20 protein-coding genes are annotated in these 22,687 nt (G+C 60.7%); 17 read left to right on the top strand and 3 right to left on the bottom strand.

All coding sequences use genetic code 11. The features are described 5' to 3' along the window. The first annotated feature begins 456 nt into the window (after positions 1-456). From KPG71_RS07675 to KPG71_RS07620, 12 genes are all read left to right on the top strand, one after another. Positions 457-1,626 (top strand): hypothetical protein, encoded by a 1,170-nt coding sequence (locus tag KPG71_RS07675; RefSeq protein WP_216337510.1) that lies wholly within the window; start codon positions 457-459, stop codon positions 1,624-1,626. Next, a complete protein-coding gene (locus tag KPG71_RS07670; RefSeq protein WP_216337509.1) occupies positions 1,623-2,057 on the top strand; it encodes a Zn-ribbon domain-containing OB-fold protein in 435 nt (144 codons plus the stop codon). The genes KPG71_RS07675 and KPG71_RS07670 overlap by 4 nt, the downstream gene beginning before the upstream one ends. A gap of 109 nt (positions 2,058-2,166) precedes the next feature. Next, positions 2,167-3,420: an acetyl-CoA hydrolase/transferase family protein gene (locus KPG71_RS07665; protein ID WP_216337508.1), complete on the top strand. Its 1,254-nt coding sequence runs from the start codon at positions 2,167-2,169 to the stop codon at positions 3,418-3,420. 15 nt (positions 3,421-3,435) lie between these two features. After that, the gene (locus KPG71_RS07660; RefSeq protein ID WP_216337507.1) at positions 3,436-4,377 is read left to right on the top strand and encodes a 3-keto-5-aminohexanoate cleavage protein; all 942 of its coding nucleotides are present in this window, start codon (positions 3,436-3,438) and stop codon (positions 4,375-4,377) included. Continuing rightward, the gene (locus tag KPG71_RS07655) at positions 4,364-5,146 is read left to right on the top strand and encodes an enoyl-CoA hydratase/isomerase family protein (RefSeq protein WP_216337506.1); all 783 of its coding nucleotides are present in this window, start codon (positions 4,364-4,366) and stop codon (positions 5,144-5,146) included. Before KPG71_RS07660 ends, KPG71_RS07655 begins: the two co-directional genes overlap by 14 nt. Next, on the top strand, positions 5,143-6,081 hold the full coding sequence (locus KPG71_RS07650) for a hydroxymethylglutaryl-CoA lyase (RefSeq protein WP_216337505.1): 939 nt from the start codon (positions 5,143-5,145) through the stop codon (positions 6,079-6,081). Before KPG71_RS07655 ends, KPG71_RS07650 begins: the two co-directional genes overlap by 4 nt. An 18-nt stretch (positions 6,082-6,099) precedes the next feature. Beyond that, entirely contained in the window at positions 6,100-7,287 is a 1,188-nt protein-coding gene (locus KPG71_RS07645) for an acyl-CoA dehydrogenase family protein (protein ID WP_216337504.1), read from the top strand. Between the two features lie 9 nt (positions 7,288-7,296). Beyond that, positions 7,297-8,025 (top strand): SDR family NAD(P)-dependent oxidoreductase, encoded by a 729-nt coding sequence (locus KPG71_RS07640; RefSeq protein ID WP_216337503.1) that lies wholly within the window; start codon positions 7,297-7,299, stop codon positions 8,023-8,025. An 11-nt stretch (positions 8,026-8,036) separates the two neighbouring features. Further along, entirely contained in the window at positions 8,037-9,245 is a 1,209-nt protein-coding gene (locus KPG71_RS07635) for an acyl-CoA dehydrogenase family protein (RefSeq protein ID WP_216337502.1), read from the top strand. Next, positions 9,242-10,258, top strand: a complete 1,017-nt coding sequence (locus KPG71_RS07630; RefSeq protein WP_216337501.1) for a phosphotransferase family protein — start codon at positions 9,242-9,244, stop codon at positions 10,256-10,258. Before KPG71_RS07635 ends, KPG71_RS07630 begins: the two co-directional genes overlap by 4 nt. Before the next feature lie 94 nt (positions 10,259-10,352). After that, positions 10,353-11,537, top strand: a complete 1,185-nt coding sequence (gene bktB, locus KPG71_RS07625) for a beta-ketothiolase BktB (protein WP_216337500.1) — start codon at positions 10,353-10,355, stop codon at positions 11,535-11,537. Beyond that, positions 11,534-12,550 (top strand): 3-hydroxyacyl-CoA dehydrogenase family protein, encoded by a 1,017-nt coding sequence (locus tag KPG71_RS07620; RefSeq protein ID WP_216337499.1) that lies wholly within the window; start codon positions 11,534-11,536, stop codon positions 12,548-12,550. The genes bktB and KPG71_RS07620 overlap by 4 nt, the downstream gene beginning before the upstream one ends. Positions 12,551-12,639: 89 nt before the next feature. On the opposite strand, the gene KPG71_RS07615 is transcribed toward KPG71_RS07620, so the two are convergent. Then, the gene (locus tag KPG71_RS07615) at positions 12,640-13,644 is read right to left on the bottom strand and encodes a LysR family transcriptional regulator (RefSeq protein WP_216337498.1); all 1,005 of its coding nucleotides are present in this window, start codon (positions 13,642-13,644) and stop codon (positions 12,640-12,642) included. Positions 13,645-14,130: 486 nt separating this feature from the next. Here KPG71_RS07615 and KPG71_RS07610 point away from each other — a divergent pair, with 486 nt between their 5' ends. Together KPG71_RS07610 and KPG71_RS07605 are read left to right on the top strand one after the other, a co-directional pair. Next, on the top strand, positions 14,131-15,315 hold the full coding sequence (locus tag KPG71_RS07610) for a CaiB/BaiF CoA-transferase family protein (protein ID WP_216337497.1): 1,185 nt from the start codon (positions 14,131-14,133) through the stop codon (positions 15,313-15,315). Between the two features lie 201 nt (positions 15,316-15,516). Continuing rightward, entirely contained in the window at positions 15,517-16,359 is an 843-nt protein-coding gene (locus KPG71_RS07605) for a thioesterase family protein (protein ID WP_216337496.1), read from the top strand. Between the two features lie 126 nt (positions 16,360-16,485). Here KPG71_RS07605 and KPG71_RS07600 read toward each other — a convergent pair whose 3' ends face one another. Beyond that, positions 16,486-17,427: a DMT family transporter gene (locus KPG71_RS07600; protein WP_216337495.1), complete on the bottom strand. Its 942-nt coding sequence runs from the start codon at positions 17,425-17,427 to the stop codon at positions 16,486-16,488. A 188-nt stretch (positions 17,428-17,615) separates the two neighbouring features. Further along, positions 17,616-18,692: a zinc-binding dehydrogenase gene (locus KPG71_RS07595; protein ID WP_216337494.1), complete on the bottom strand. Its 1,077-nt coding sequence runs from the start codon at positions 18,690-18,692 to the stop codon at positions 17,616-17,618. Positions 18,693-19,401: 709 nt separating this feature from the next. Between KPG71_RS07595 and dctP the strand changes: the two genes are divergently transcribed. The 3 genes from dctP to KPG71_RS07580 are packed head-to-tail and all read left to right on the top strand — an operon-like array spanning position 19,402 to position 22,473. Beyond that, positions 19,402-20,475, top strand: a complete 1,074-nt coding sequence (gene dctP, locus KPG71_RS07590) for a TRAP transporter substrate-binding protein DctP (protein ID WP_216337493.1) — start codon at positions 19,402-19,404, stop codon at positions 20,473-20,475. Beyond that, positions 20,429-21,172 carry a TRAP transporter small permease subunit gene (locus KPG71_RS07585; protein ID WP_216337492.1) on the top strand — a complete coding sequence of 248 codons (744 nt, stop codon included), beginning with the start codon at positions 20,429-20,431 and terminating at the stop codon, positions 21,170-21,172. The genes dctP and KPG71_RS07585 overlap by 47 nt, the downstream gene beginning before the upstream one ends. After that, positions 21,172-22,473 carry a TRAP transporter large permease gene (locus KPG71_RS07580; RefSeq protein WP_216337491.1) on the top strand — a complete coding sequence of 434 codons (1,302 nt, stop codon included), beginning with the start codon at positions 21,172-21,174 and terminating at the stop codon, positions 22,471-22,473. Before KPG71_RS07585 ends, KPG71_RS07580 begins: the two co-directional genes overlap by 1 nt. The last annotated feature ends 214 nt before the right edge of the window (positions 22,474-22,687 follow it).

Here is a 22,687-nt window from a genome sequence, read left to right as displayed (position 1 = left end):
CTGTGCGCGGGTGCCAGGGGTTTCCGGCGTTTCGGCCCCTGGTTGCGGTTGATGTGCCGACGTTTCAGGCGGCTGGCAGGGTGTTCGTGCGGGTCGCTCGGTAAACAGCCGCCACGCTTTCAGTTTACAGACAATCGCCAATGGGGCGGCCCGCCTGTGAGCGCGCCCGATTGTTCGCATGGCCCGCCGGTCCTTCGGTTTTGCGAACGATCATGGCGAGGCATGCCCGGAAACGTCACCCATTCTGTCGGAGCACGGTGGCGGCCCGATCAAACGCGGCCATAGAGGCGTCATACCCATGATCGTCGAAACAAAGGCAGAGGCTATGGCTTTCCTCGGGCGGCTGTAGGGGAAGGCCCTGCGTCGTTTACTGGTACGGACCGGGTCAGTAATAAATCGTCGCCAGAAGTCCTGCAGAGGAGAGGGAATGATGTTCAGCTTCCAACCGGTAGCGTCATGAAGACGAGTATCGTCGGTATCGGTCAAACCGAGTTTTCGAAAAACTCAGGGCGCAGCGAACTCAAGCTTGCGCTGGAGGCAATTCTGGCTGCGCTGGAGGATGCGGGGCTGGAGGTCAACGATATCGACGGGCTCGTTCGCTATACATGGGATCACACCACCGAAGCCGCGATCATGAACGCGCTTGGCCTGCCCAAACTGAACTACTATGGGGAAACGGAGTTCGGCGGGGTGAATTGCTGCGGTGCCGTGGCGCAGGCGTCCGCCGCCATCCAGGCCGGTCTGGCGTCGTGCATTGTTTTCTATCGCACGCTGAATGCCCGCTCGGGGGTTCGATATGGCCGGGGGGAGCGCATCCTGTCGGAAGAGGACGGACAGCTTGTCAACCGGCAGCCCGAGCCGCCGGGCGATGTCTATTCAGCGCCCTTCGGCCTTTTGGTTCCGGGGCAGCACCACGCTCTTTATGCGCAGGCATACAAGGGGCATTACGGGCTGACCGACGAGCAGTTCACCGACATGCTGGGGTCTGTCGCGGTGACGCAGCGGGGCTATGCCAACAACAACCCGCGGGCGCTTCTGCGGGATCGCAAGCTCAGCATGGAAGAATACCGCGCCGGGCGTGTCATCACCGAGCCGTTGCGGATTTATGACTATTGTCTGGAAACCGACGGCGCCCTTGCGCTGGTGATCGTTTCACAAGAACGGGCCCGCGCGATGAGTGCGAAGGCCGTCGATGTGCTGGCGGCCGGGCAATACGTGCATCCGGGCTCTGTTCCGATGTACCTGTATGCCGACAAGACCTACAGCCTTGTTCCCGAGGAGGCTGGCGAGCAGCTGTTCGGCAGGGCCGGGCTGTCGCCTTCCGATATCGATGTGGCGATGCTTTACGATGCGACCTCGATGATGGTGCCGCTGGCGCTTGAGGATTTCGGGTTCATCGGACGAGGTGAGGCGCATGATTTCATGACCTCCGGCGGCAACGGTCCGAATGGGAAACTGCCGGTCAACACCCATGGCGGGCTTTTGTCCGAGGGGTATTTCCACGGGCTGAACACGATCGCCGAGGGCGTCCGGCAGCTAAGGGGCGAGTCACCGAACCAGGTGGACGCCGAAACCGCATTCGTCACCCTCAGGGGGGCAAGTTCAATGGTGTTGGGGCGCGCATGACCGTAATCAGACCAGGCGATGAGTTTCTTCGTGAACCCTATTGGCAGCACCTTGCCGAGGGGACGCTTCATCTCAACTGCTGCAACGACTGCGGTTCGGCGCATCACCCGCCGTCGCCGATCTGTCCGAAGTGCCGGTCGTTCAATACGGGGTGGAAACCGGCCACAGGCAAGGGAACGCTGAAATCCTTCGCCGTGGCACGGCATGCGGTGCATCCGTTGCTGGCCGATCAGGTGCCTTACGTCATTACCCTTGTGGATCTCGAAGAGGGTGTCCGCATGGTCAGCGGTATTCCGCAGGGCATGGATGTGGACCTGAAGATCGGCATGCCGCTGGAATGCAAAGTTATCAGGATCGATGACCGGCTCGCGCTTCCGTACTTCTTGCCGGTCGACGAGGCTGGCAACGCAACGACCGAGGTGCCGGACTGACCCGACCCTTCGTGAGGATCAGAATGAAAAGAAACCCGTTTTCCGGCGACCGCCCGTTGTTTGTGGCGGCCCGATCATCGGAGCGGGGTGTCAACAAGGACAACAGCCAATGACCCAGACCCCCAAATGGCTAAGTGCCGACGAGGCGATGGCCCATGTTCAGGATGGCATGTCGGTGGCCTTTCCGCATCTGAGTGCCGAACCCGGAGTGCTGACATCGGCGCTGTGGGAGCGGGCGGCGGATATTACCGATGTGACCGTGATCAGCGGGATGCTCCTGAGTGGCTACAAGTTTTTGCAGATGCCCGCCGCCAGGAACATTCGTTTCAAGACATGGTTCCTGCCCGGCACGCTTTTGCGCAAGACGGCAGCGGATGTAACCGCGGAATACCTGCCGATGACATGGCTTCAGACTGCACGCTATCTGAATGAAACCGCGTTCGATGTCGGTTTGATACAGGTCTCGCCTGCGGATGAGGAGGGGTATCACAGTTTCGGCGTATGCTGCACCGCCTCCAAGGCGATTGCCGGCAGCGCCAAGCTGTTGATCGCCCAGGTGAATCCCCGGATGCCGCGCACCTTGGGGGATTCGCGTATCCATGCCTCTCGGATCGATATCATGGTTGCGGGCGACGCGGCGCTGATCGAATACCCCAATCGGCCTCTGGACGAGATCGATTCCGAGATCGGAAGCAAGATCGCCGGGCTGATCCCCGACGGAGTATCGCTGAGTCTCGGGGTCGGAGGGATCCCGCTGGCCGCCGCGAATGCACTGATTGAGCGGGGGGCACGGGATCTGCGTTTTATCAACACGTTCACGGACCCCACCGTGGCCCTGATCGAAGCAGGCTGCGCGACACCGGATAATCCCAAGGCTCATACTGGCGACATCTTTGGTTCGCAGGCGCTTTATGACTGGGTTGCCGACAACCCCGCAATCGCCCTGGCCGATGCGCTGACCACGCATACACCCGAAGCCTTCGTCGAGCGCAAAACGGTGGTTTCGGTCAATTCGGCGCTGGAGGTCGACCTGTTGGGCCAGGTCAATGCCGAAACCATCGGGGGCAAGCAGGCCGGTTCGATGGGCGGACTGATTGATTTCGCCGTCGGCGGTCAGGTCGAGGGGGGGCAGTTCATCCTTGGCCTCCGGTCGCAGACCAACCAGGGCAGGCCGCGCATCGTTGCCAAGCTCGACGGGGATATCGTTTCGCTGTCGCGGACCTTCGTCGAAACCGTGGTGACGGAATACGGCATTGCCAATCTGCGGGGCAAATCCGTGCGCGAACGGGCGTTTGCACTGGCCGGGATCGCTCATCCCGACGATCGGGCGGCGTTGAGGGCCGAAGCAGAGAAACTCATGTAAGGGAGGAGACCCGACATGGCTCCGAAGAAGAAGTCAAACAAAGTGATTATCACCTGTGCGGTTACGGGATCGATACATACGCCGTCGATGTCGCGGCATTTGCCGGTGACGGCTGAGGAGATCAGCGATGCAGCAATTGGTGCGGCGGAGGCGGGTGCGGCGATCATCCACTTGCATGCGCGTGATCCGGAAAGCGGTATTCCGGACCAGTCGGTCGAGGCTTACAGGAATATCCTTCCGGTGATCAAGCAGCGCACGAATGCGGTGCTGAACATCACCACCGGCGGCTCCACCCTGATGACCACCGACGAGCGTCTCGGCCCGGCGCTGCATTACAAGCCCGAAGTCGCGAGCCTCAACATGGGGTCGATGAATTTCGGTCTTTTCCCGATGCTCAAGCGCTTTGACAGTTTCGAGCACGACTGGGAGGAGGATTACCTGCGCGGCTCCGACGACCGGATTTTCAGGAACACCTTCAAGGACATCGAGACGATCCTGACGAAATGCGCCGACAACGGCACCCGCTTCGAGGTGGAGTGCTACGATATCGGCCATCTTTATACCTGCAGGCATTTCGCCGATCGCGGCCTGATCAAGCCGCCGTTCTTCATCCAGAGCGTCTTCGGCATCCTGGGTGGCATCGGCCAGCACCCGGAGGACGTGATGCACATGAAGCGCACCGCCGACCGGCTGTTCGGGGACGATTACCAGTGGTCGGTTCTGGGCGCGGGGGCCAAGCAGATGCAGATCGCGGCCCAGGCCGCGATGATGGGCGGCAACGTGCGTGTCGGGCTGGAAGATTCGCTGTGGCTGGGCCGGGGGAAGCTGGCCGAAAGCAATGCCGCGCAGGTCCGGTTCGCGGTCAGGATGATCGAGGATCTGGGCCTGGAGGTTGCCACGCCCGAGGAGGCGCGCGAAATGCTGGAACTGAAGGGGGGTCACGATGTCAACTTCTGACATTCTGATCGCGACACGTGCGGACAATGTCCTGCGCCTGACCCTGAACCGGCCCGAGCGGCGCAATGCGGTGAATGACGATCTCATCCTGCGGCTGACCTCGGCCTTCGACGAGGCCTCGCAAGATCCCGATATCCGCGCCATCGTGCTGACCGGCGCGGGGGACAGGGCGTTTTGTTCCGGGGCGGACCTGACCCCCGGGGCCGACACCTTCGGGTTCGACTATGCGCAGCCGGTTTCCAGCTACGCCAACCTGCTGCGCGCCGGCCGCCGGGCGACGGTCCCGGTGATCGGGCGCATCAACGGCTTCTGCCTGGCCGGCGGCATGGGCCTGCTCGCGATCTGCGATATGGCCGTGGCGGACCGCACCGCGAAATTCGGCCTGCCCGAGGTGAAGGTCGGGCTGTTCCCGATGCAGGTGGCGGCACTGCTGCAATCCATGCTGCCCGCCCGCACCTTCGCGGAGATGTGCTATACCGGCGAGATGCTGAGCGCGGAGGAGGCGCTGGCCTGCGGGTTGGTCAATTACGTGGCCGGGCCGGACGAGCTGGACGCGAAAACCGACTGGCTGGTCGAGCGGGTCGTGTCGAAATCGCCGACCGCCATCCGTCGCGGGAAATACGCGCTTTCGGCCACGTCGGGGATGACATTCGAGCAATCCATTGCCTTCCTCGAAAGCCAGATCGGCCTGATGCCGCTGACCGGGGACGCAAGGGAAGGGCTTGCCGCCTTTGCCGAAAAACGCGCGCCGAAGTGGAGCGGGACATGAGCGATCTTCCGTCCCGCGTACATATCACCGAGGTCGGCCCGCGCGAGGGGTTCCAGTTCGAACCGCCCTCGATCGCGACCGCCGACAAGATTCGCCTGATCGACGCGCTGTCTGAAACCGGTGTGCCCGAGATCGAATGCGTGTCCTTCGTGAACCCCGGGGTCGTGCCGCAGATGGCCGATGCGTTCGGGATCGCCGAGGGGATCACCAGGCGTGGAGGCGTGTCCTATGGCTGCATGTGGCTGAGTGAAAAGGGCTTCTTGCAGGCGTTGCAAAGCGGGCTCGAGACGCCGGCGATCACCTCTGGTAGCGCCTCGGACACGTTCCTTCTGAAGAACAACAACCGCACGCCCGAACAGCAACTGGACGGGCAGCGCAAGCTGCGCCAGACCTATTCGGAGAACGGCCTGGGCTGCGGTCCGGTCTATCTCTTCACCGCCTTCGGGTGCAATTACGAGGGCGATATCCCGGTTGAAAAGGCCCTGCGGCGCTGTGCCGATCTGGTCGGCGTTTGCGAAGAGGCGGGTACGCCGCCGTCCAACATCACCCTGTGTGACACCATCGGCGCGGCGGGGCCCGCCGAGGTGCGCGCGCTGGTCGGCGCCGTGCGCGACCGCTGGGATTATCCTGTCGCGCTGCATCTGCACGACACGCGCGGACTGGGCATCGCAAATGCCTTGGCCGGGCTGGAACTCGGTGTGGCCCGGTTCGATGCTTCGGTCGGGGGCCTGGGCGGCTGTCCCTTTGCCGGGAACAAGTCGGCGGCGGGCAATGTGTCGACCGAGGAGTTGGCGCTGTTGTGCGACCGGCTGGGTATAGACACCGGCATCGACATCCCGGCCCTGATCGACGCGGCCAGACTGGCCGAGGACATCGTCGGCCACCCCCTGACAAGCAAGCTTGCCCATGCAGGCGTTTTTAACCGCCACCCCTGAGGCGATGGAGTATTCACGATGAAAAAAACCGATCTTCCCGCAGGTATCGACGTCACCGAAGAACGTCTGCAAATCGCGGATTCGGTGCGCCAGCTATGTGACAAGTTCGATGATGAATGGTGGCTGGAAAAAGAGCGCAAAGCCGAATTCCCGCACGAGTTCCACAAGGCGATGGCCGACGCGGGATGGCTGGGCATCACCATGCCCGAGGAATATGGCGGCGCGAATCTCGGGGTGACCGATGCGGCCTTGTTGATGCAGTTGATCGGCAATTCGGCAGGCGCCATGGCGGCGTGTTCCACCATCCATATCAACCTGTTCGGTCCACATGCGATGGTGAAACACGGCACCAGGGAGCAAAAGGACCGGATGATCCCGCCGCTGGTCGATGGATCGCACAAGGCCTGTTTCGGCGTGACCGAGCCGGATGCGGGGCTCGATACCACGCATATCACCACCCGCGCGGTGAAGAAGGGCGCCCGTTACGTCGTCAACGGCCAGAAGGTGTGGACTTCGACGGCGCAGCAGGCGGACAAGATCCTGCTTCTGACGCGCACCACGCCGATCGAAGAGTGCAAGCGCCCTATCGACGGGATGACCCTGTTCTATACCGATTTCGACCGCTCCAGGATCGGGGTGACGCCCATCGAGAAAATGGGCCGCGCAGCGGTGAACTCCAACTCGATCTTCATCGACGGGTTGGAAGTGCCCGAAGAGGATCGCATCGGCGATGAGGGCGCGGGCTTCAAGCTGCTGCTCGACAGTCTGAACCCCGAGCGTATCCTGGTGGCCGCCGAGGCGATCGGCGTGGGCCGCCGCGCCCTGGAAAAAGCCGCCGACTATGCCGCCGAACGTGTCGTCTTCGGCCGTCCCATCGGGCAGAATCAGTCGATCCAGCATCCGCTGGCGCAAAGCTGGATGGCGCTCGAGGCGGCAGACCTGATGGTCTGGCATGCCGCGCGGCTCTATGACGGTGGCAAATCCTGCGGAGCCGAGGCCAACAGTGCCAAGTTCCTCGCTGCCGACGCGGCATTCGATGCCTGTGACCGTGCGGTGCGTACACATGGGGGCTTTGGTTATGCTAAGGAGTATCATGTCGAGCGCTACATGCGTGAAATCATGCTGCCCCGGATCGCCCCCGTGACCCGCGAGCTGATCATGTCCTTCATCGCGGAACGCGTTCTCGAACTGCCGAAATCCTATTGAGGGCCGCATATGACACTGCAAGGAAAAACCGCACTGGTGACGGGGGCGTCTTCCGGTCTGGGTGCACATTTTGCGCGGGTTCTGGCGGGGCAGGGGGCGCAGGTGACCTGTGCCGCCCGCCGCCTGGACCGGTTGGAGGCACTGGTGGCCGAAATCGGCCAAGGCGCGCGCGCCGTGGCGATGGATGTCACCGACAGCGAAAGCGTGAAGGCGGCCTTTGACCGGCCCTATGACATCGTGATCAACAATGCAGGCGTCACCTATGACGGTCCTGCCCTGAAAACCGCCGAGGACGACTGGAACTGGGTCATCAATACGGATCTGAACGGCGTTTTCCGTGTCGCGCAGGCGGCCGGGCAGGCGCTGGTCGCGGCCGGCAAAGGCGGGAGCATCGTCAATATCGCCTCGATCCTCGGCCTGCGCGTCGCCGGCAACCTCTCGGCGTATGCCACCGCCAAGGCCGGCGTCGTGCAGATGACGAAGAGCCTCGCACTGGAATGGGCCCGCCACGGCATCCGCGTCAACGCGCTCTGTCCCGGTTATATCGAGACCGACCTCAACCGCGCGTTCTTTGCCTCCGAGGCCGGGCAGGCCCTCATCAAACGGGTGCCGCAACGCCGCCTCGGCCAGATGACCGACCTCGACGGCCCGCTCCTCCTCCTCGCCTCCGACGCCAGCGCTTTCATGACTGGCACCGAAATCATAGCCGATGGCGGCCACCTCGTGTCGTCTCTGTAAAGGAACTTTCAATGGATTTCACGATATCGCCCCGGATTGAGGATTTTCGCGCTCGGATTGCGCGGTTTGTCGAAGACGAGATCATGCCGCTGGAAGAGGATCGCGCGCATTACGATCCGCATGAGAACATCAGGGCCGACGTGCTGGACCACCTGCGCGACAAGGCGAAGGCGGAGGGGCTGTGGTGTCTTCAGCTGAAGAAGGAGACCGGCGGGCAGGAGTTGGGCATCAAGGGCATGGCGGTGTGCTACGAGGAGATGAACCGCTCGATCTTCGGGCCGGTCGTGTTCAATTCGGCCGCACCCGATGACGGCAACATGCAGGTGCTCGAAAAGGTCGGGACCGAGGCGCAGAAAGAGCGCTGGCTGCAGCCCATCGTGCGCGGCGACGTGCGTTCGGCCTTCGTAATGACCGAACCTGCGCCGGGTTCGGGCTCGGATCCGGGGGGCATGATGCTGACCACGGCCACGAGGAAGGGTGACAGCTACGTGGTGCGCGGCCGCAAGTGGTTCATCACCGGTGCGGAAGACTCGGATCACTTCATCCTGATCGCGCGCACCTCGGACGATCCGCGCAAGGGGCTGTCGGCCTTTCTGCATCGCAAGGACACCCCGGGCTTCCGTATCGACCGCCGTATTCCCATCATGGGGCCGGAGGAACATGGCGGCCATTGCGAGGTGGTCTATGAGGATATGGAAATCCCCGCCGAAAACCTGCTGATGACTGAGGGCGACGGGTTGAAGCTGACCCAGATCCGTCTCGGGCCGGCGCGTCTGACCCATTGCATGCGCTGGCTGGGGCTGGCCAAGCGCTGTGTCGAGATCGCCAGCGAGTATTCCCACAACCGCTTTGCATTCGGCGAACGGCTGTCGAAACGCGAAAGCGTGCAGATGATGATGGGGGACATCGCCATGCAGATCGAGATCGGCCGGATGCTGGTGATGAAAGCCGCGTGGGAGCTGGACCGGGGCGGCTATGCCCGCAAGGAGGTGTCGATGGCCAAGGTCCATGTCGCCAACGTGCTGCACAAGGCCGCCGACACGGCGATCCAGATCAACGGCGCGCGCGGCTATTCCAAGGACACGCCGCTGGAATGGATTTACCGCTATGCCCGTCAGGCGCGGCTGGTCGACGGGGCGGACGAGGTTCACAAGATGGTGCTGCACCGCAATGTCGAGACCGAGGGCCGCGATTTCTGGAAATGGGATGTGGGTGAATGAGCGGGGCGGATTTCGAACCGGCGGCGTTGCGGCAGGTCCTCGCGGACAGCTTCGGCGAAGAGGCGGAGATGGCGCTCGAGCGCATCGCCGGGGGGCAGTCGAATCCCACCTATTTCATCACCTACGGCGTCCGGCGGATGGTGCTGCGCAAGCAGCCACGCGGGCCGATCCTGCGCGGCGCGCATGCCATCGACCGGGAATACCGGGTCCTCGAAGCGCTGCACCCCACCGGGGTGCCGGTACCGGCGCCGGTGCTTTACCACGACGATCCGGAGACGCTCGGCACGCCTTTCTACCTGATGGAGCGGGTCGATGGCAGGGTCTTTGCGGATGGCGCGCTGGAGGCGGCGGAGCCGGGTGAGCGGCGTGCGCTCTGGATGGGGCTGGCCGATGCGATGGCCGCCATGCATGCGGTCCGGCCCGACGAGGTGGGGCTCGGGGAGTTCGGCAGGCCCGGCAACTATTTCGAGCGCCAGATCGGCCGCTGGTCGCGCCAGTGGCGGGAGAGCGCCCACGCGCCCATCCCCGAGCTCGACCGGCTCTCGGACTGGCTGGTGGCGCATCAGCCCGAGGATGACGGGCGGGTGAGTCTGGCTCACGGCGATTACCGCATGGGCAACGTGCTGTTCCACCCGACCGAGCCGCGCGTGGTCGCGATCCTCGACTGGGAGCTCTCGACACTGGGGCATCCGCTGGCGGATCTCGGCTATTGCTGCATGGCATGGCACACCGCGCCCGAAGAATATGGCGGCATCCTCGGCCTCGACCATGCGGCGCTCGGGCTGCCCTCGGAGGCCGAGTTCGTGGCGCGTTACATGGCCGGGGCGCCGGGCACGGCGCCGCTCACCGCGTTTCACAAGGCCTTCGCGCTCTTCCGCTTCGCAGTGATCTGGGTGGGCATCGCCGACCGGGTGCGCGCAGGCACCGCCGCAGGGGCGGACCGTGTCGACCCCAGCCACCTCGCCCGGCAATTCGCCCGCCGCGGCCTCGACCTGACCAAAGGGCAGGATTGAGAACCACAGGGCCGCCGGGGGTATCGAGGTTATCGAGGGGAGCCTTGGCGGTCGACCCGCAGCCATCGCAATGAACACTGAAACAGGAGAAGACATGCAGGACGTTGTTCTGGTATCCGCAATGCGCACAGCCGTGGGCGATTTCGGCGGGTCACTTGCCGGGATTGCCCCGACTGAACTGGGTGTTGAAACGGCGAAGGCAGCCATTGCCCAAGCCGGGCTGGAGGCCTCGCAGGTCGATCAGGCTTTCTATGGCAACGTGATCCATACCGAACCGCGTGACATGTATGTCTCGCGTACGGTTGCGTTGGGGGCAGGGTTGGCGGATCGCGCGCCCGCCCTGACGGTGAATCGGTTATGCGGGTCAGGGTTGCAGGCGATTATCTCGGGCATTCAGGTTCTTATGCTGGGGGATGCGCAAACCGTTCTGGCCGGTGGTACGGAAAGCATGAGCCGGGCCGGTTATCTGATGCCGGGTGCCCGATGGGGGATCAAAATGGGCGACACGCAGGTCATCGATATGATGACTGCCGTCCTCACGGATCCTTTTGGCAATGGCCATATGGGGGTCACCGCGGAAAATGTTGCGCAGAAGTTCGGGATCAGCCGGGACGATCAGGATCGCTTCGCCGTCGAAAGTCATCGGCGGGCGGCAAAAGCAATCGAGGCCGGTTATTTCGATGAGCAGATCGTTCCGATCTCTGTCAAAAGCCGTCAGGGAACACATCAGTTCAGGACAGACGAACATGTGCGCGCGCAGGCGACACTCGAAGACATGTCGAAGTTGCGTGCGGTCTTCAAGAAGGATGGCAGCGTCACGGCAGGCAATGCGTCGGGCATCAACGACGGGGCCGCGTCCGTTGTCTTGATGACGGAGGCCGCCGCACGGAAGCGGGGCCTCAGTCCGCTGGCCCGTGTGGTGTCTTATGGCCATGCCGGGGTGGCGCCGGAATATATGGGCATTGGCCCGGTTCCGGCGATGCAGAATGCCCTGTCGAAGGCGGGGCTGAAGGCCGATGATCTTGATGTCATCGAATCCAACGAAGCGTTTGCGGCACAGGCCTGTGCCGTCGCGGCGGAATTGCGATTGAACCCGCTGAAGGTGAACCCCAATGGTGGAGCTGTTGCCATTGGCCACCCGATCGGTGCCAGCGGCGGGATCATAACTACGAAACTCGTGCATGAACTGAAGCGCACCAAGGGGCGTTACGGTGCGGCCACAATGTGCATCGGTGGCGGGCAGGGCATTGCGCTGATCCTGGAGAATCTCGCGCTATGACCAAAGAAATCCGGACACTTGGAATCGTTGGGGCCGGTACGATGGGTGCGGGCATCATGATCAATGCCGTTACCTCGGGGTTGAAGGTTGTGCTTGTCGATCGGAAACCGGATATATTGGAGGCCGCCAAGGCCAAGCTTGCCAGCTATCTGTCGCGCCAGGTCCAGAAGGGCCGAATAGAGGCCGACACGGTGGAGGCCATGAAAGCCCGGCTTTCGTTGTCGGATGAGATGAGCGCGCTGGCCGGGGCCGACGTGGTGATCGAGGCAGTGTTCGAGAACCTTGATCTCAAGCGTACCATTTTCGATACCATCGAGAAGGTGGTACCCGACGATACGCTCCTTGCCAGCAACACCAGCTGCCTGCGGATTTCCGATATCGCGCAGGTGCTGAAGAACCCGGCCCGGTTTTGCGGGACGCACTATTTCAGCCCGGCGGAAATCAACCCCGTGGTCGAGCTGATTCAAGGAGCGGACACCGCACCGGAGACATTGGAGAGCGCTGCCGCATTCCTGAAACTGATCGGGAAAGAGGTCATTCCGTGCAAGGATCAGAACGGTTTTGCGCTGAACCGTTTCTTTTGCCCTTACACGAACGAAGCGGTGCGGCTGTTGGATGAAGGGGTGGCGACGGCGGCACAGATCGATGCCGTTGCAAAAGATGCGTTCGGTCTGGCGCTTGGGCCCTTTGCCGTGATGAACATCATCGGGACGGCGACCAACCTGAATGCGGTGCGCAATCTGGCAGCGCTTGGCCCGTTCTATGAACCGGCGGCCAGCCTTGAAGCTCATGGCAAGGACAATCAGCCATGGGAGCTGGACCCGTCTCCGGAACCGCCTGGTGTTGCGGCACAGGATCAAATATCCGCGCGGCTAACGCAGGCCATCCTGTTGCCGGTATCCGAGTTGCTGGCTGAAGGAACGGCTACGTTGGAGGCCATCGACCACGGTGCGCGGCTGGCCTTCAGGTTTGGGGTGCTGCCCGGTGAACTGATGGCAAAACAAGGCGTTTGAGGATGTATCTTGTGTTGGCCCTGTCATAGGACAGGTCGGCACTGTCCCGGCATTTGCGCGTATGTGCCCACGGCGTTGCGTTATGCCGGTCAGGATTCGTCCCCTTGGGGGTCGACTTTGGGCAGCGTCCCTTCGATCCCGTATTTTTCAATCAGTTCCTGCATGATGACCTTGATAAGTTCTGAAACGATGTCCACCGCCTTGGGCACGGCTTTGAGGCGTTTGCGCGCAAGGTAGGCCGTACGCCGCAGGCCGCTTCCGTCGATCCGGACAAGTGTCAGCCGCCTGTCTTCGACCTGTTTGTGCACCGCCCCGTGCGGTAGGATCGCATAAGCGCTGGCGCGCCCGACCATTTCCAGAATCTGCGGCAGGGAGTCGAGCGTCGTGATGACGTTCAGTTCGATACCCAGAGTGCGCGCGAACTTTCCCTGAAGGCCACGTGTTCCGTACGCCTGATATCCCGTTGTGATCAACGGAAGTTCGGCAAGCCGCTGCGGTGACACGGGGTCAACCGCGATGCCATCCGGCCCGATTTCTCCATCCCAGTTGTCGGGGGCAGTGACAAGGAACAGTTCTTCGACCAGAACGGGTTCAAAGGAATAGGACGCGTTGTCATAGGTTTCGTAGACCAGCCCAAGATTCAGCCTGTCCTTTTCAATCCAGTCCAGAACGTCTCCGGAGACGGCCTCGGAGATCGAAAGGTGGATCTCGGGGTATTCTGCGTAGATCGTTTCAAGAAGGGGCACCGAAAGCAGCAGGCTCAATCCGGGCGGCATGCCGACCGAAACCCTGCCGCGCGGTTCGGTCGAGCGATTGCGCACTTCCGAGATCAGATTTTCGAGCGCCTCCAGAATCTGGCTGCCGCCACGGGCGAGGATATCGCCCGCTTCCGTCATCTGGACCCCGCGGGATTCCCGGATTGCCAGCTTTATTCCAAGGTCCTTTTCCAGGCGCGCAATGGCTTCGGACACCGAAGGCTGCGAAATATTCAATGCACTAGCGGCTGCAGAAATAGACCCGTGTTCGGCAAGGGCTTTGAGATAGGCCAGATGGCGAAAATTGACGACCGTATGCGCCTTGTCCTCCCGAGGCATATGCCTCCTCCCCAAGTCGAAGATCTCCCAATATATAGGCTATTCCTATGCCTTTTTCTTTGCAAGGTTTTCATGAGGTCTTGGTTTTGGATCATCTGGGCGTGGTTTGCGTGGCACGGTCGAGTTCGGTCGGTCACTTTAAATTTGTCGTTCCCGCGCTGTCCCCTTCGACCTTTCCTAGAGAAGCCATAGGCTTTGCTTGGCGTGTTTCGAATTGACGATCAGAGGGCGCGTAATGGTTTAATAGCGTCGAAAAACAAGGTGCCAAAGCCGCGCCGGAAAGCCTGACGAGAAACGCCAAACATGAAGACGGCCATCACCACCAGACCCTGCAGTCCGGCATCAATGACGCCTTTGTCAGACGTGCCATTGCCGTTTCCAAGCGGGGGCGAAGCGCAGTCGTTTCAGGGGGCTGCGGGGGTGAGCAGGCCTCGTACACCCATGTCCGGTGCAGCCGCACTCTAAGAATTCATTGCAGAGGTCACTATGACAACCAACAAACCCCTCGCCGGTATCAGAGTCCTGGACTTTGGTGCTTTCATCGCCGGACCCTATGCGACTGAACTTATGGCCATGCTCGGTGCAGAGGTCGTCAAGGTCGAGCCGGTCAGGAGCGGCGAGGCGTTCCGGCGTGGTGAGGGCACCGGCAGCCCCTATTTCGTTCAGGCAAACGCCGGCAAGAAAAGCCTTGCGGTGAACCTCAAGTCGCCGGAGGGGATGGACCTGATCACGAGGCTGTTGCCAAAGTTCGACGTTGTGATCGAGAACGCCCGGCCCGGCGTCATGGAACGGCTGGGCCTTGGGGCCGATGTGGTCCGACAGGTCAATCCGTCGATCGTCTATGCCTCGGCTTCGGGGTTCGGTGATGGCGGCCCGTGGCGGGACAGGGCTGCATATGACACCATCGGCCTCAGCATGAGCGGCTTTCTGTCATTGATGAGTGACAAAGACGGTTTCCAACTGGCGGGCACCTGCATCGGTGATCTGACGACGGGGCTGGTGATGGCGCTCGGCGTTGTTTCGGCCCTTGTCGGGCGCGAACGCGATCCCGAGCACGAGGGCGCGGTGCTCAAGACCTCGTTGCTGGAGGCGATGACCACGATGACCGTGGACGCCGTGACCCAGATGTTTGAAACCGGCGAACGGCCCCACCGCGAAAGCCGCCACCCGGCGGCCAACAGTTTCTGCCTGCGCACCTCGGACGGGTCGGCGTTGGCGGTTCACCTTTCATCCCCGCAGAAGTTTTGGCACGCCTTCCTCAAGGCCATGGAAAACCCGGATTTTGGCACCGACCCGCGCTTTGAAACCTATGCCGACCGGCGCGCGAATTACTTCGAGTTGCGGCCTCTGGTCGAAGCGGAATTCATCAAGCATGACAAAGCCGAGTGGGAGCGCCGCCTTGTTGAGGCCGACGTGCCGTTTGCTCCGGTGGTTTCGGTCGACGAACTGCCCGATAACGAACAGATGCAATGGCTGGATATGTTCGAGCCAGAGCGCAACGGTCAGCAACTCGTCCGTGCACCCTGGCGGATCAACGGAGAGCGCCCGGGCAAGCCCGTATGGGCCCCTGATATTGGCGCGCATTCCCGCGAGGTTGCGCTGGAAGTCTTGGCCGCAGAAGACGTGGACACCATGTTTGCGGAGGGCACTTTGCACGAAACCACGTCGTGAGAGGTGTCATTCAGGCCAACTGGGTGCGAAACTGCTTTTCCGCGTGATGCCGAATCGCGCATAACCCTGCCCGGTTATTTTCTGCGGAATCGCTGGAGGTTGGGGGGCGCGGTCATTGGAGCGGGGGGAGAGACAGATGGCGGTTCCAAATTCAGCCCCGGATGAACTGGCCGGGCCGTGGCTGTTATTTCGCACGGCGCGATGGACATGAAGAAGGCCATATGCTCGGTCGGCATGCCGACCTACCACACCCGGGTCGAAGCATGGGAATGTGACCACAATCAACACTGGAATATCCGCAATTACCTGCGGTCCTTTCAACAGGCCAGCGATGTTATCGCCGACATGAGTGGCATGGCCAGCACTGGCAATAGCAAAGTGACACGTCATTCACGCTTCCATCGCGAGCTGTTTCAGACTGCAAACGTCACGGTCCGCTCTGCCGTTGTGGCAGACGGGGCCTATGCCGGGGCGTTGGTTCATCTGCTGTCCTCGAACGGCCGCTTGTCGGCCACGAGTCTTGATCAGCCCGGCCTTGCGGCGGATTTCCTGCCGCGTGTCGCAACTGACGACATCACGCTGGCCTTGCCTCGGGGACTTGACGGCAGGCGCCTTGAGGTTGCAACGCCGTGGGGCCATGAGGAAACGGTTCTGGAACACGGGTTTGTGCATCCGGCAGAGGTCGATCATACGGGTGCACTGCCAACTGAGGGCGTGGTGCGGCGCGTCGCCATTGCATCCAATGCCCTGCTGGCGGGGCTCGGTTTCAATGACGAGTATATTCGTACTTACAAGATCTCACGGATGGGGGCCGAGATGAAGGTGACCCATTTCCAGCCCTGCGCCGCCGGCACCCGCTTGCGCAGCATCGCGCGGATCACGTCGACCGGACGTAGCAGTCTCTTTCTCAACTGCTGGCTGATCACGCCAACAGAAGAGGTGGTCGCGCAGATCGCCCAATGCGTCTTGTTCGTGGACATGACATCTCGCCGCGTAACGCGAGTGCCCGAGATACTGCGCTCAAGTAACAGCGTTTCCAGGTAATCCGGAGCAGGGGGAAACACCCCGGAGCCATTGTAGCTGACGCAGGTGGCGATACTGTCGGGCAAATCTTCCGTGTCCGCAGATATTCGCTGTTGGTTTGTCAGTTCTGTCCGGTTCGGGCAATTCTCATGCCTCGGGTGGTGTGTTTACGGAATTGGCCGTGAGGTTGCGTTTGAGATGACGTTCACGGGACAATATGGCGATGCCCGCACAGATCAGCAGTACCCCGCCAACAAGAGTGTTGGCGCCGATGACATCGCCAAAAACGGCGTAGCCGAGTACCGACGAGTACAAAAGGGAGGCGTATTCAAACGGCGCCGTGGTCGAGGCGGGAGCGGCACGCAGGCTTTCGGACAACGCGATCAGCAAGGCGCCGCCCACAAGGCCAACCAGCACCAGCAATGCGAATTGCTCCAGGGTCGGCATGACCCATCCGAAGGGGGCGGTCAGCAAGAGGAGGACGGAACAATAGATGCCCAGCCAAAGCGAAATTGTAATCGAGCTTTCGGTCTTGACCAATTGCCCGATCGTCAGAACGTTCAGCGCGTAAGCCGCCGCCGCAGCCAGGGCGGCGACAGTGCCGACCAACTCGGCCTGTGAAACATCTGCGCCGCCTTCTGTCAAAAGCGTAAGCTTGGGATAGGTAATGATCAGAGCCCCGCAGAAACCAACGGCGACACCGGCCCACCGAAAGGCCCGCACCGGTTCGCGCAACAGCACTGCCGATAGCGCGACGACGAACATGGGTTGCGTATATTGCAGCGTCACCGCCTCGGGCAGGGGCAGCGCACGCACCGCAACGAACGTCAGTCCCGTTGTGGCCAGGGACAGCAATGTGCGCAGGAAATGCCCCAATGGTCGGCGGGTGTGGATCGCGGATTTCAGGTTTCCGCGGATCACGACGAAGATCAGGAGCGGCAAGAAGGCAAAAAAGGAGCGGAAGAACATCAGTTCGGTAACCGGCAACCCGTCGATCCATTTGATGATCGTCAGCATCAGAACCACAAGGAAAACCTGCACTAGCTTCAGTACGATCCCTTTGAAGGGTTGCTGTTGGTGCCCGGTCATGACTCAAATCTTGCCTTTTGATTGTGCGGGTATGCCGCTTTTCTGCCGTTGCAAATATTTGGGGGTGCCCGACTCTGCCTTGGGTGGCAGGCCTTCAGATCGGATGCGGGGCGAAATTACTCCCATGCGCCTTTGAGAGTCGGGGTCATAAGCCAAGGTCGTCTCTGCAGCGGTTTCAAGGGATTGGTTCAGTCGAAGACAAAAACGCCTTTGCCGCCAGCCTGTTTGTCGAACACCTGATAGGCTTGTTCGGCGTCGTCCAGATCCCAGCGATCCGAGAATATCTTGTCCACATCAACACCATGATCAGCGATGAAACAGGCGCAGTCTTTCATGCCCGTGATCGAGAAGGTCCAGGACCCGATAACGGTGCGTTGCTGGCGGATCAGGTCGCTCCAGCTGACGACGTTCAGATCACCGCCGACGGCAACCATGGCAATGCGGCCCCATACGGCGGTGCACCGGACGGCTTGCTGCTTGGCTATCTCGCCCCCCGCACAGTCCAATGCGCAGGTCGCGCCCATGCCACGGGTCAGTTTCCTGACTTCTTCGACGGGGTCTTTCTCTTTGGCATTGATGACGTGATGAGCCCCGAATGCCCTGGCTTGGTTCACGCGTGCCGGGTCGATGTCGACGCCGATCACCTCGGCCCCCATGGCTGCGGCCAGTTGCACCGCCGACAGCCCGACCGGACCCAGCCCAAAGATCACGACAGAGTCGCGGGCGCTTACGTTCAGACGCACCAGCGCACCAAACGCCGTGCCGGTCCCGCAGGCGATCGCTGCGCCGCCGACAAAGGAAATTTCCTCGGGCATCTTTACCAGTCGGTCGGCAGGAACCACCTGATAATCGGCGTGGCCGCCGTGTTTTGCGACGCCATGTGGCAGGGAGCCCTCGTCACACATCTGAGTCCAGCCGGTCCGGCAATGATCGCAGCAGCCACATCCTTCGTAGTGGAATACGATCACCCGGTCGCCCGGTTTGAACTGATCGGGATTGACGCCCGGCCCGACGGCTTCGATCACGCCACAGGGTTCATGCCCGGCGATCACCCGCGGGTCATCTGTCTGGCCAAGATCGAACATGGTTTTCAGGCCCATCTGGCGGGTCATTTCGGCAACATTTTCGGCGCGATAAAAATGCAGATCGCTGCCGCACATGCCCGACGCTTTCATTCTTACGACGGCTTGGCCCTGGCCCGGTGTCGGGTCGAGGAAATTCGCGATTTCGAGCGTTTTGTTGCCGGTGAAGACCACTCCGCGCATGTTGTTGTCCTTTCAGTTCGCCAGCATTTTGCCAGATGATGTTCGAGTGTGCCTTTGCGCAACGCAATTCCTCCGCCGCGGGCGCGCAAACAAACCATCCCGTCGGGGTGCGTGATCCAGAATGCTGTCCACATCGCCCGTGATCAAAGAGCGCTAAAGTTGCCTGAAGCAGGTGCGCCATGCCGGGCGCTGTATTCATGGCGCATTATTAAGGTCAGGGCACCTCAGCAAAAGGAGTTTATCCAATCCATAGATTGCGCCGATGGCGATCATAGCCAGCTTTGGTGCGAACGAGCGGTTTCTACAGAGTTAAAAGGGCCCCCAAGTGGGCTGGGGCCCCGAAGCGGAGTCTTTTCCGGCTTTGGTATAAGCAGAGCCTAACTCTCACATAGGGTGTCCTCCTCTATCTTTGTCGGGGCTTTCGGGCTCTACAGAAAAGCGGGCCAGAGCCGAACGTCTGGAACCATCGAATTCGCTGCTCGCGTAACTGGGAGGGGGCGGAAAGACAGAAGCGCTTGGCAAGCTGACTACCCCGGCCACACGGAACAACCAGGGGGCCGTTCGAACTCGGGACTGAACGTCGCCCGTGTTGGAAACGATAGCGGAACAAGGAATGCAAAGCGCGCTATCGCACTATGAAGGAAAGGCCCGTTTCAAACGCCTTTTGCTATAAGGATAAGAAACAGGCCGGATCAAACTGGAGGAGACAATGATCCATCGCTCTATCAAAAAGTCCGCAGTTGCGGCTCTTGCCATGTCCACCATTCTGGGCGGCACCGCCGCGATGGCGGACCTGAACGAAATACAGCTTCAGGTCGTGGTCGGGAACCATACCGACGTGTTCACCGTCAATCAGGTTGTCCCGTTCTTTGAGCAGTTGTCCGACGCTTCGGATCAGGCCATTTCGGCGCATACCGTTTCATACACCACACTGGGCCTGTCGGGCTTTGAGATGATGGACCTGCTGCGTCTTGGCACCAACGACATCAGCTGGGGTGTTCCGGGTTACATTGCTGGCGAGGCGCCGGTTGTGGAAGGGATGGAACTGCCGGGTTTGACCGGGGACTCTTCGGTCATGTTCAAGATTCAGGATGCGTATCGTGATCTGTTCAATGAACAACTGGGTGAACATTTCAACGCGCGTCTGATGGGGTGGTCGCAGCAGCCCGCGCTTCAGGCTTATTGCCGTCTCGAAGACGACGAGTTGGAGAACTTCAGCCTGGCCACGATGAAGGGCCTGAGTGTTCGTGTGCACAGCACGACATTTTCCGATTTCGCGGAATCCATGGGCGCCATCCCGGTTACCATGCCATTTGCTGACGTGATCCCGGCGCTGGAGCGTGGTGTGATCGATTGCGCCATCACATCGCCGTCCGCGGCCTATGGCTATGGTATTGGGCAGGTGGCAAACGCTGTTGTCGATGTGCATGCCGGTTACTCGACCCATTTTTACGCGATGAACCTCGACACCTGGAATGGGTTGAACGAAGAAACCCAATCCTTCCTGACCGAGCAGTTTGCCAAGGTCGAGCAAGACATGCGCGATTATACCCCCGAAGTCGAAGCGACCATGGCCGCGTGCCTGACCGACGGTCCTTGCGAGGCAGGTGAGCCGTCAGGCATGACTTTTGTCCAATTGAGCGAAGAAGACAGTGCTGACCTGCGCGAACGGGTCGAATCCGTTGTTGTCCCCCGTTGGGCGAAACGCGCTGGCAAGGACGCTGAAGCGCAGTGGAATGCGACCGCCGGCCAGGTGCTTGGTATGTCGATCAGCGCTGAATAACGCGCTGGCAAAACACGAAGTGCTGCGGTCGCAAGGCCTCAGCACATACTTCATCCAACGAGAGGGTAGGGTCGTGGCGCTTAAGTCTATACATACTCATCTGGAAAGGGTCTCTCGGATCGCGGCAATCTGCGGCGGGCTTGGGATCATCGGTATCTCTGTGATGATCACGGTTGACGTGTTTCTTCGCAAATTCGTCGGCGCGACACTTGGAGGTGCCAGCGAAATTTCGGGCATGGTTTTCGCCATGGCCACGGCAATGGCTTACCCATATGTGTTGCTGGATCGCGCCAATATCCGCATCGATGTGATGTATTCGAGATTGTCGCCCAAATTGCGGGCCTTTCTGGACTTTGCGGCGATGATTGCGGTGGCCTATTTCGGGTGGATGCTGTCGTCGTCTGTCTATGGCCTGTTTTCAAAGTCCTGGAAAAGCGGTGCGCACAGTGTTGGCGTAGTTCAGATCCCGTTGTGGATTCCGCAATCCATCTGGGTTTTTGGGATCATTCTGTTCACGGCGACGGCGGTTTTCCTTTGTCTCTACAGCTTGGCCGGGCTGCTGCGCCGGGATTGGCCGCTGGTGAACCGCGTTGCCGGGATTCCCAGCATCGACGAGACCATCGAAGAAGAAACACATATTGACGACGCCCCGTCTGTCGCTTCGGAGGCAGCCGCTGACAATGAGGAGCATCGCTAGTGCCCGCATTCTTTATCGTTCTTGCCATCCTGGTGCTATTGATCGCGGCCTTTCCGGTCGGCGCGGTACTTGGACTACTGGGTTTCGGCCTTGATGAGATGTTCACGCATGGCCGGTTGGCCCGTGCCATCGGGAATATCTACTGGGAAAAAAGCGCAGATTTTCTGCTGCTATCGGCGCCTCTTTTCATCATGCTTGGCGAAATAATGCTGCGCGCCGGGCTGGCACGGAAGATGTACAACGCTGTGGCCCAGTGGCTGACATGGTTGCCCGGCGGGCTGATGCACGCCAATATCGGCACCTGCGCGCTTTTTGCGGCGACGTCGGGGTCATCCGTTGCCACCTGTGCCACCATCGGTGTTGCAGCCTATCCCGAGATTGAACGTCACAAGTACAACGAACGTCTGTTCATGGGCTCGATTGCCGCCGGCGGAACGCTGGGTATCCTGATCCCGCCGTCCGTCAACCTGATCCTCTACGGCGTCATCACCGAAACCTCGATCCCCGAGCTCTACATGGCCGGTATCATCCCCGGTCTGCTGCTTGCCGGGATTTTCATGGCGGTGATCCTTCTGACCTGTCTGTTCAAGCGGGAATGGGGCGGTAACCGGGTGGAAACAAGCTGGAAAAGCCGGTTTGCGACTTTGCCGGATCTGATTGGACCGATTGCGCTGTTCGTTTCGGTCGTCGGGTCTATCTACATCGGTATCGCAACCCCTACCGAGGCCGCTGCTATCGGTGTTGTCGTGGCGCTGATCCTGGCGAAGCTATACGGTAGCCTGAGCATGGAAATGGTCGCCGAGGCCGCCTTGGGAACGATGAAGACCACGGGTCTGATCATGTTCATTATCCTTGCGGCGCTGTTCTTGAACTTCATTTTCGCATTCATGGGGATCACACAGGCAATTCTGGACTATATCGCCGCCCTTGGGCTGACGCCGGTTGAAACCGTCCTGATCATCGTGGCCTTCTATCTTGTACTCGGGATGTTCATGGAAACACTGTCGATGATGCTGACGACCATGCCGATCGTTTTCCCGATCATCGCGGAGCTGGGGGAACCTGCATTTACGGGTGTCTGGTTCGGGATTCTTATCACGATCCTGATGGAAGCGGGTTTGATCACGCCGCCGATCGGGCTGAATCTCTATGTTGCGCACGGGATTCGGAAACGGGGCGGCAAATTTGCTGATGTTGCCATTGGTGCCTTGCCGTTCCTTGTTCCGATGCTGCTGATGGTGTTCTTGCTGATTGCCTTCCCCGGTATCGCAACCTGGTTGCCGGACCTGATCTATCGCTAATCCGGGAAGCCCGTAGCAACAAATACGCAGAAAAACTGCGCGATCCAGAGCCGGGCGGCGCGCCGACAAAAGTCGATGCGCCGCTTCTATATTTCAAGACCGTTCCAGAACTCATCCCTCTGACGGTGATGCCGTACCACCCATTTCCGGCACCATCCTCTTCTCCTGCGAATATACCGCCTGCGCGGCTTGACCTTCGGGGCGCAATCGCGAT

Source organism: Roseovarius sp. PS-C2 (genome assembly GCF_018862045.1).
In the GTDB taxonomy this organism is placed as follows: Bacteria; Pseudomonadota; Alphaproteobacteria; order Rhodobacterales; family Rhodobacteraceae; genus Roseovarius.
The sequence above is the reverse complement of the archived record's forward strand: the minus strand, read 5'-3'. Positions and strand labels throughout refer to the sequence as shown.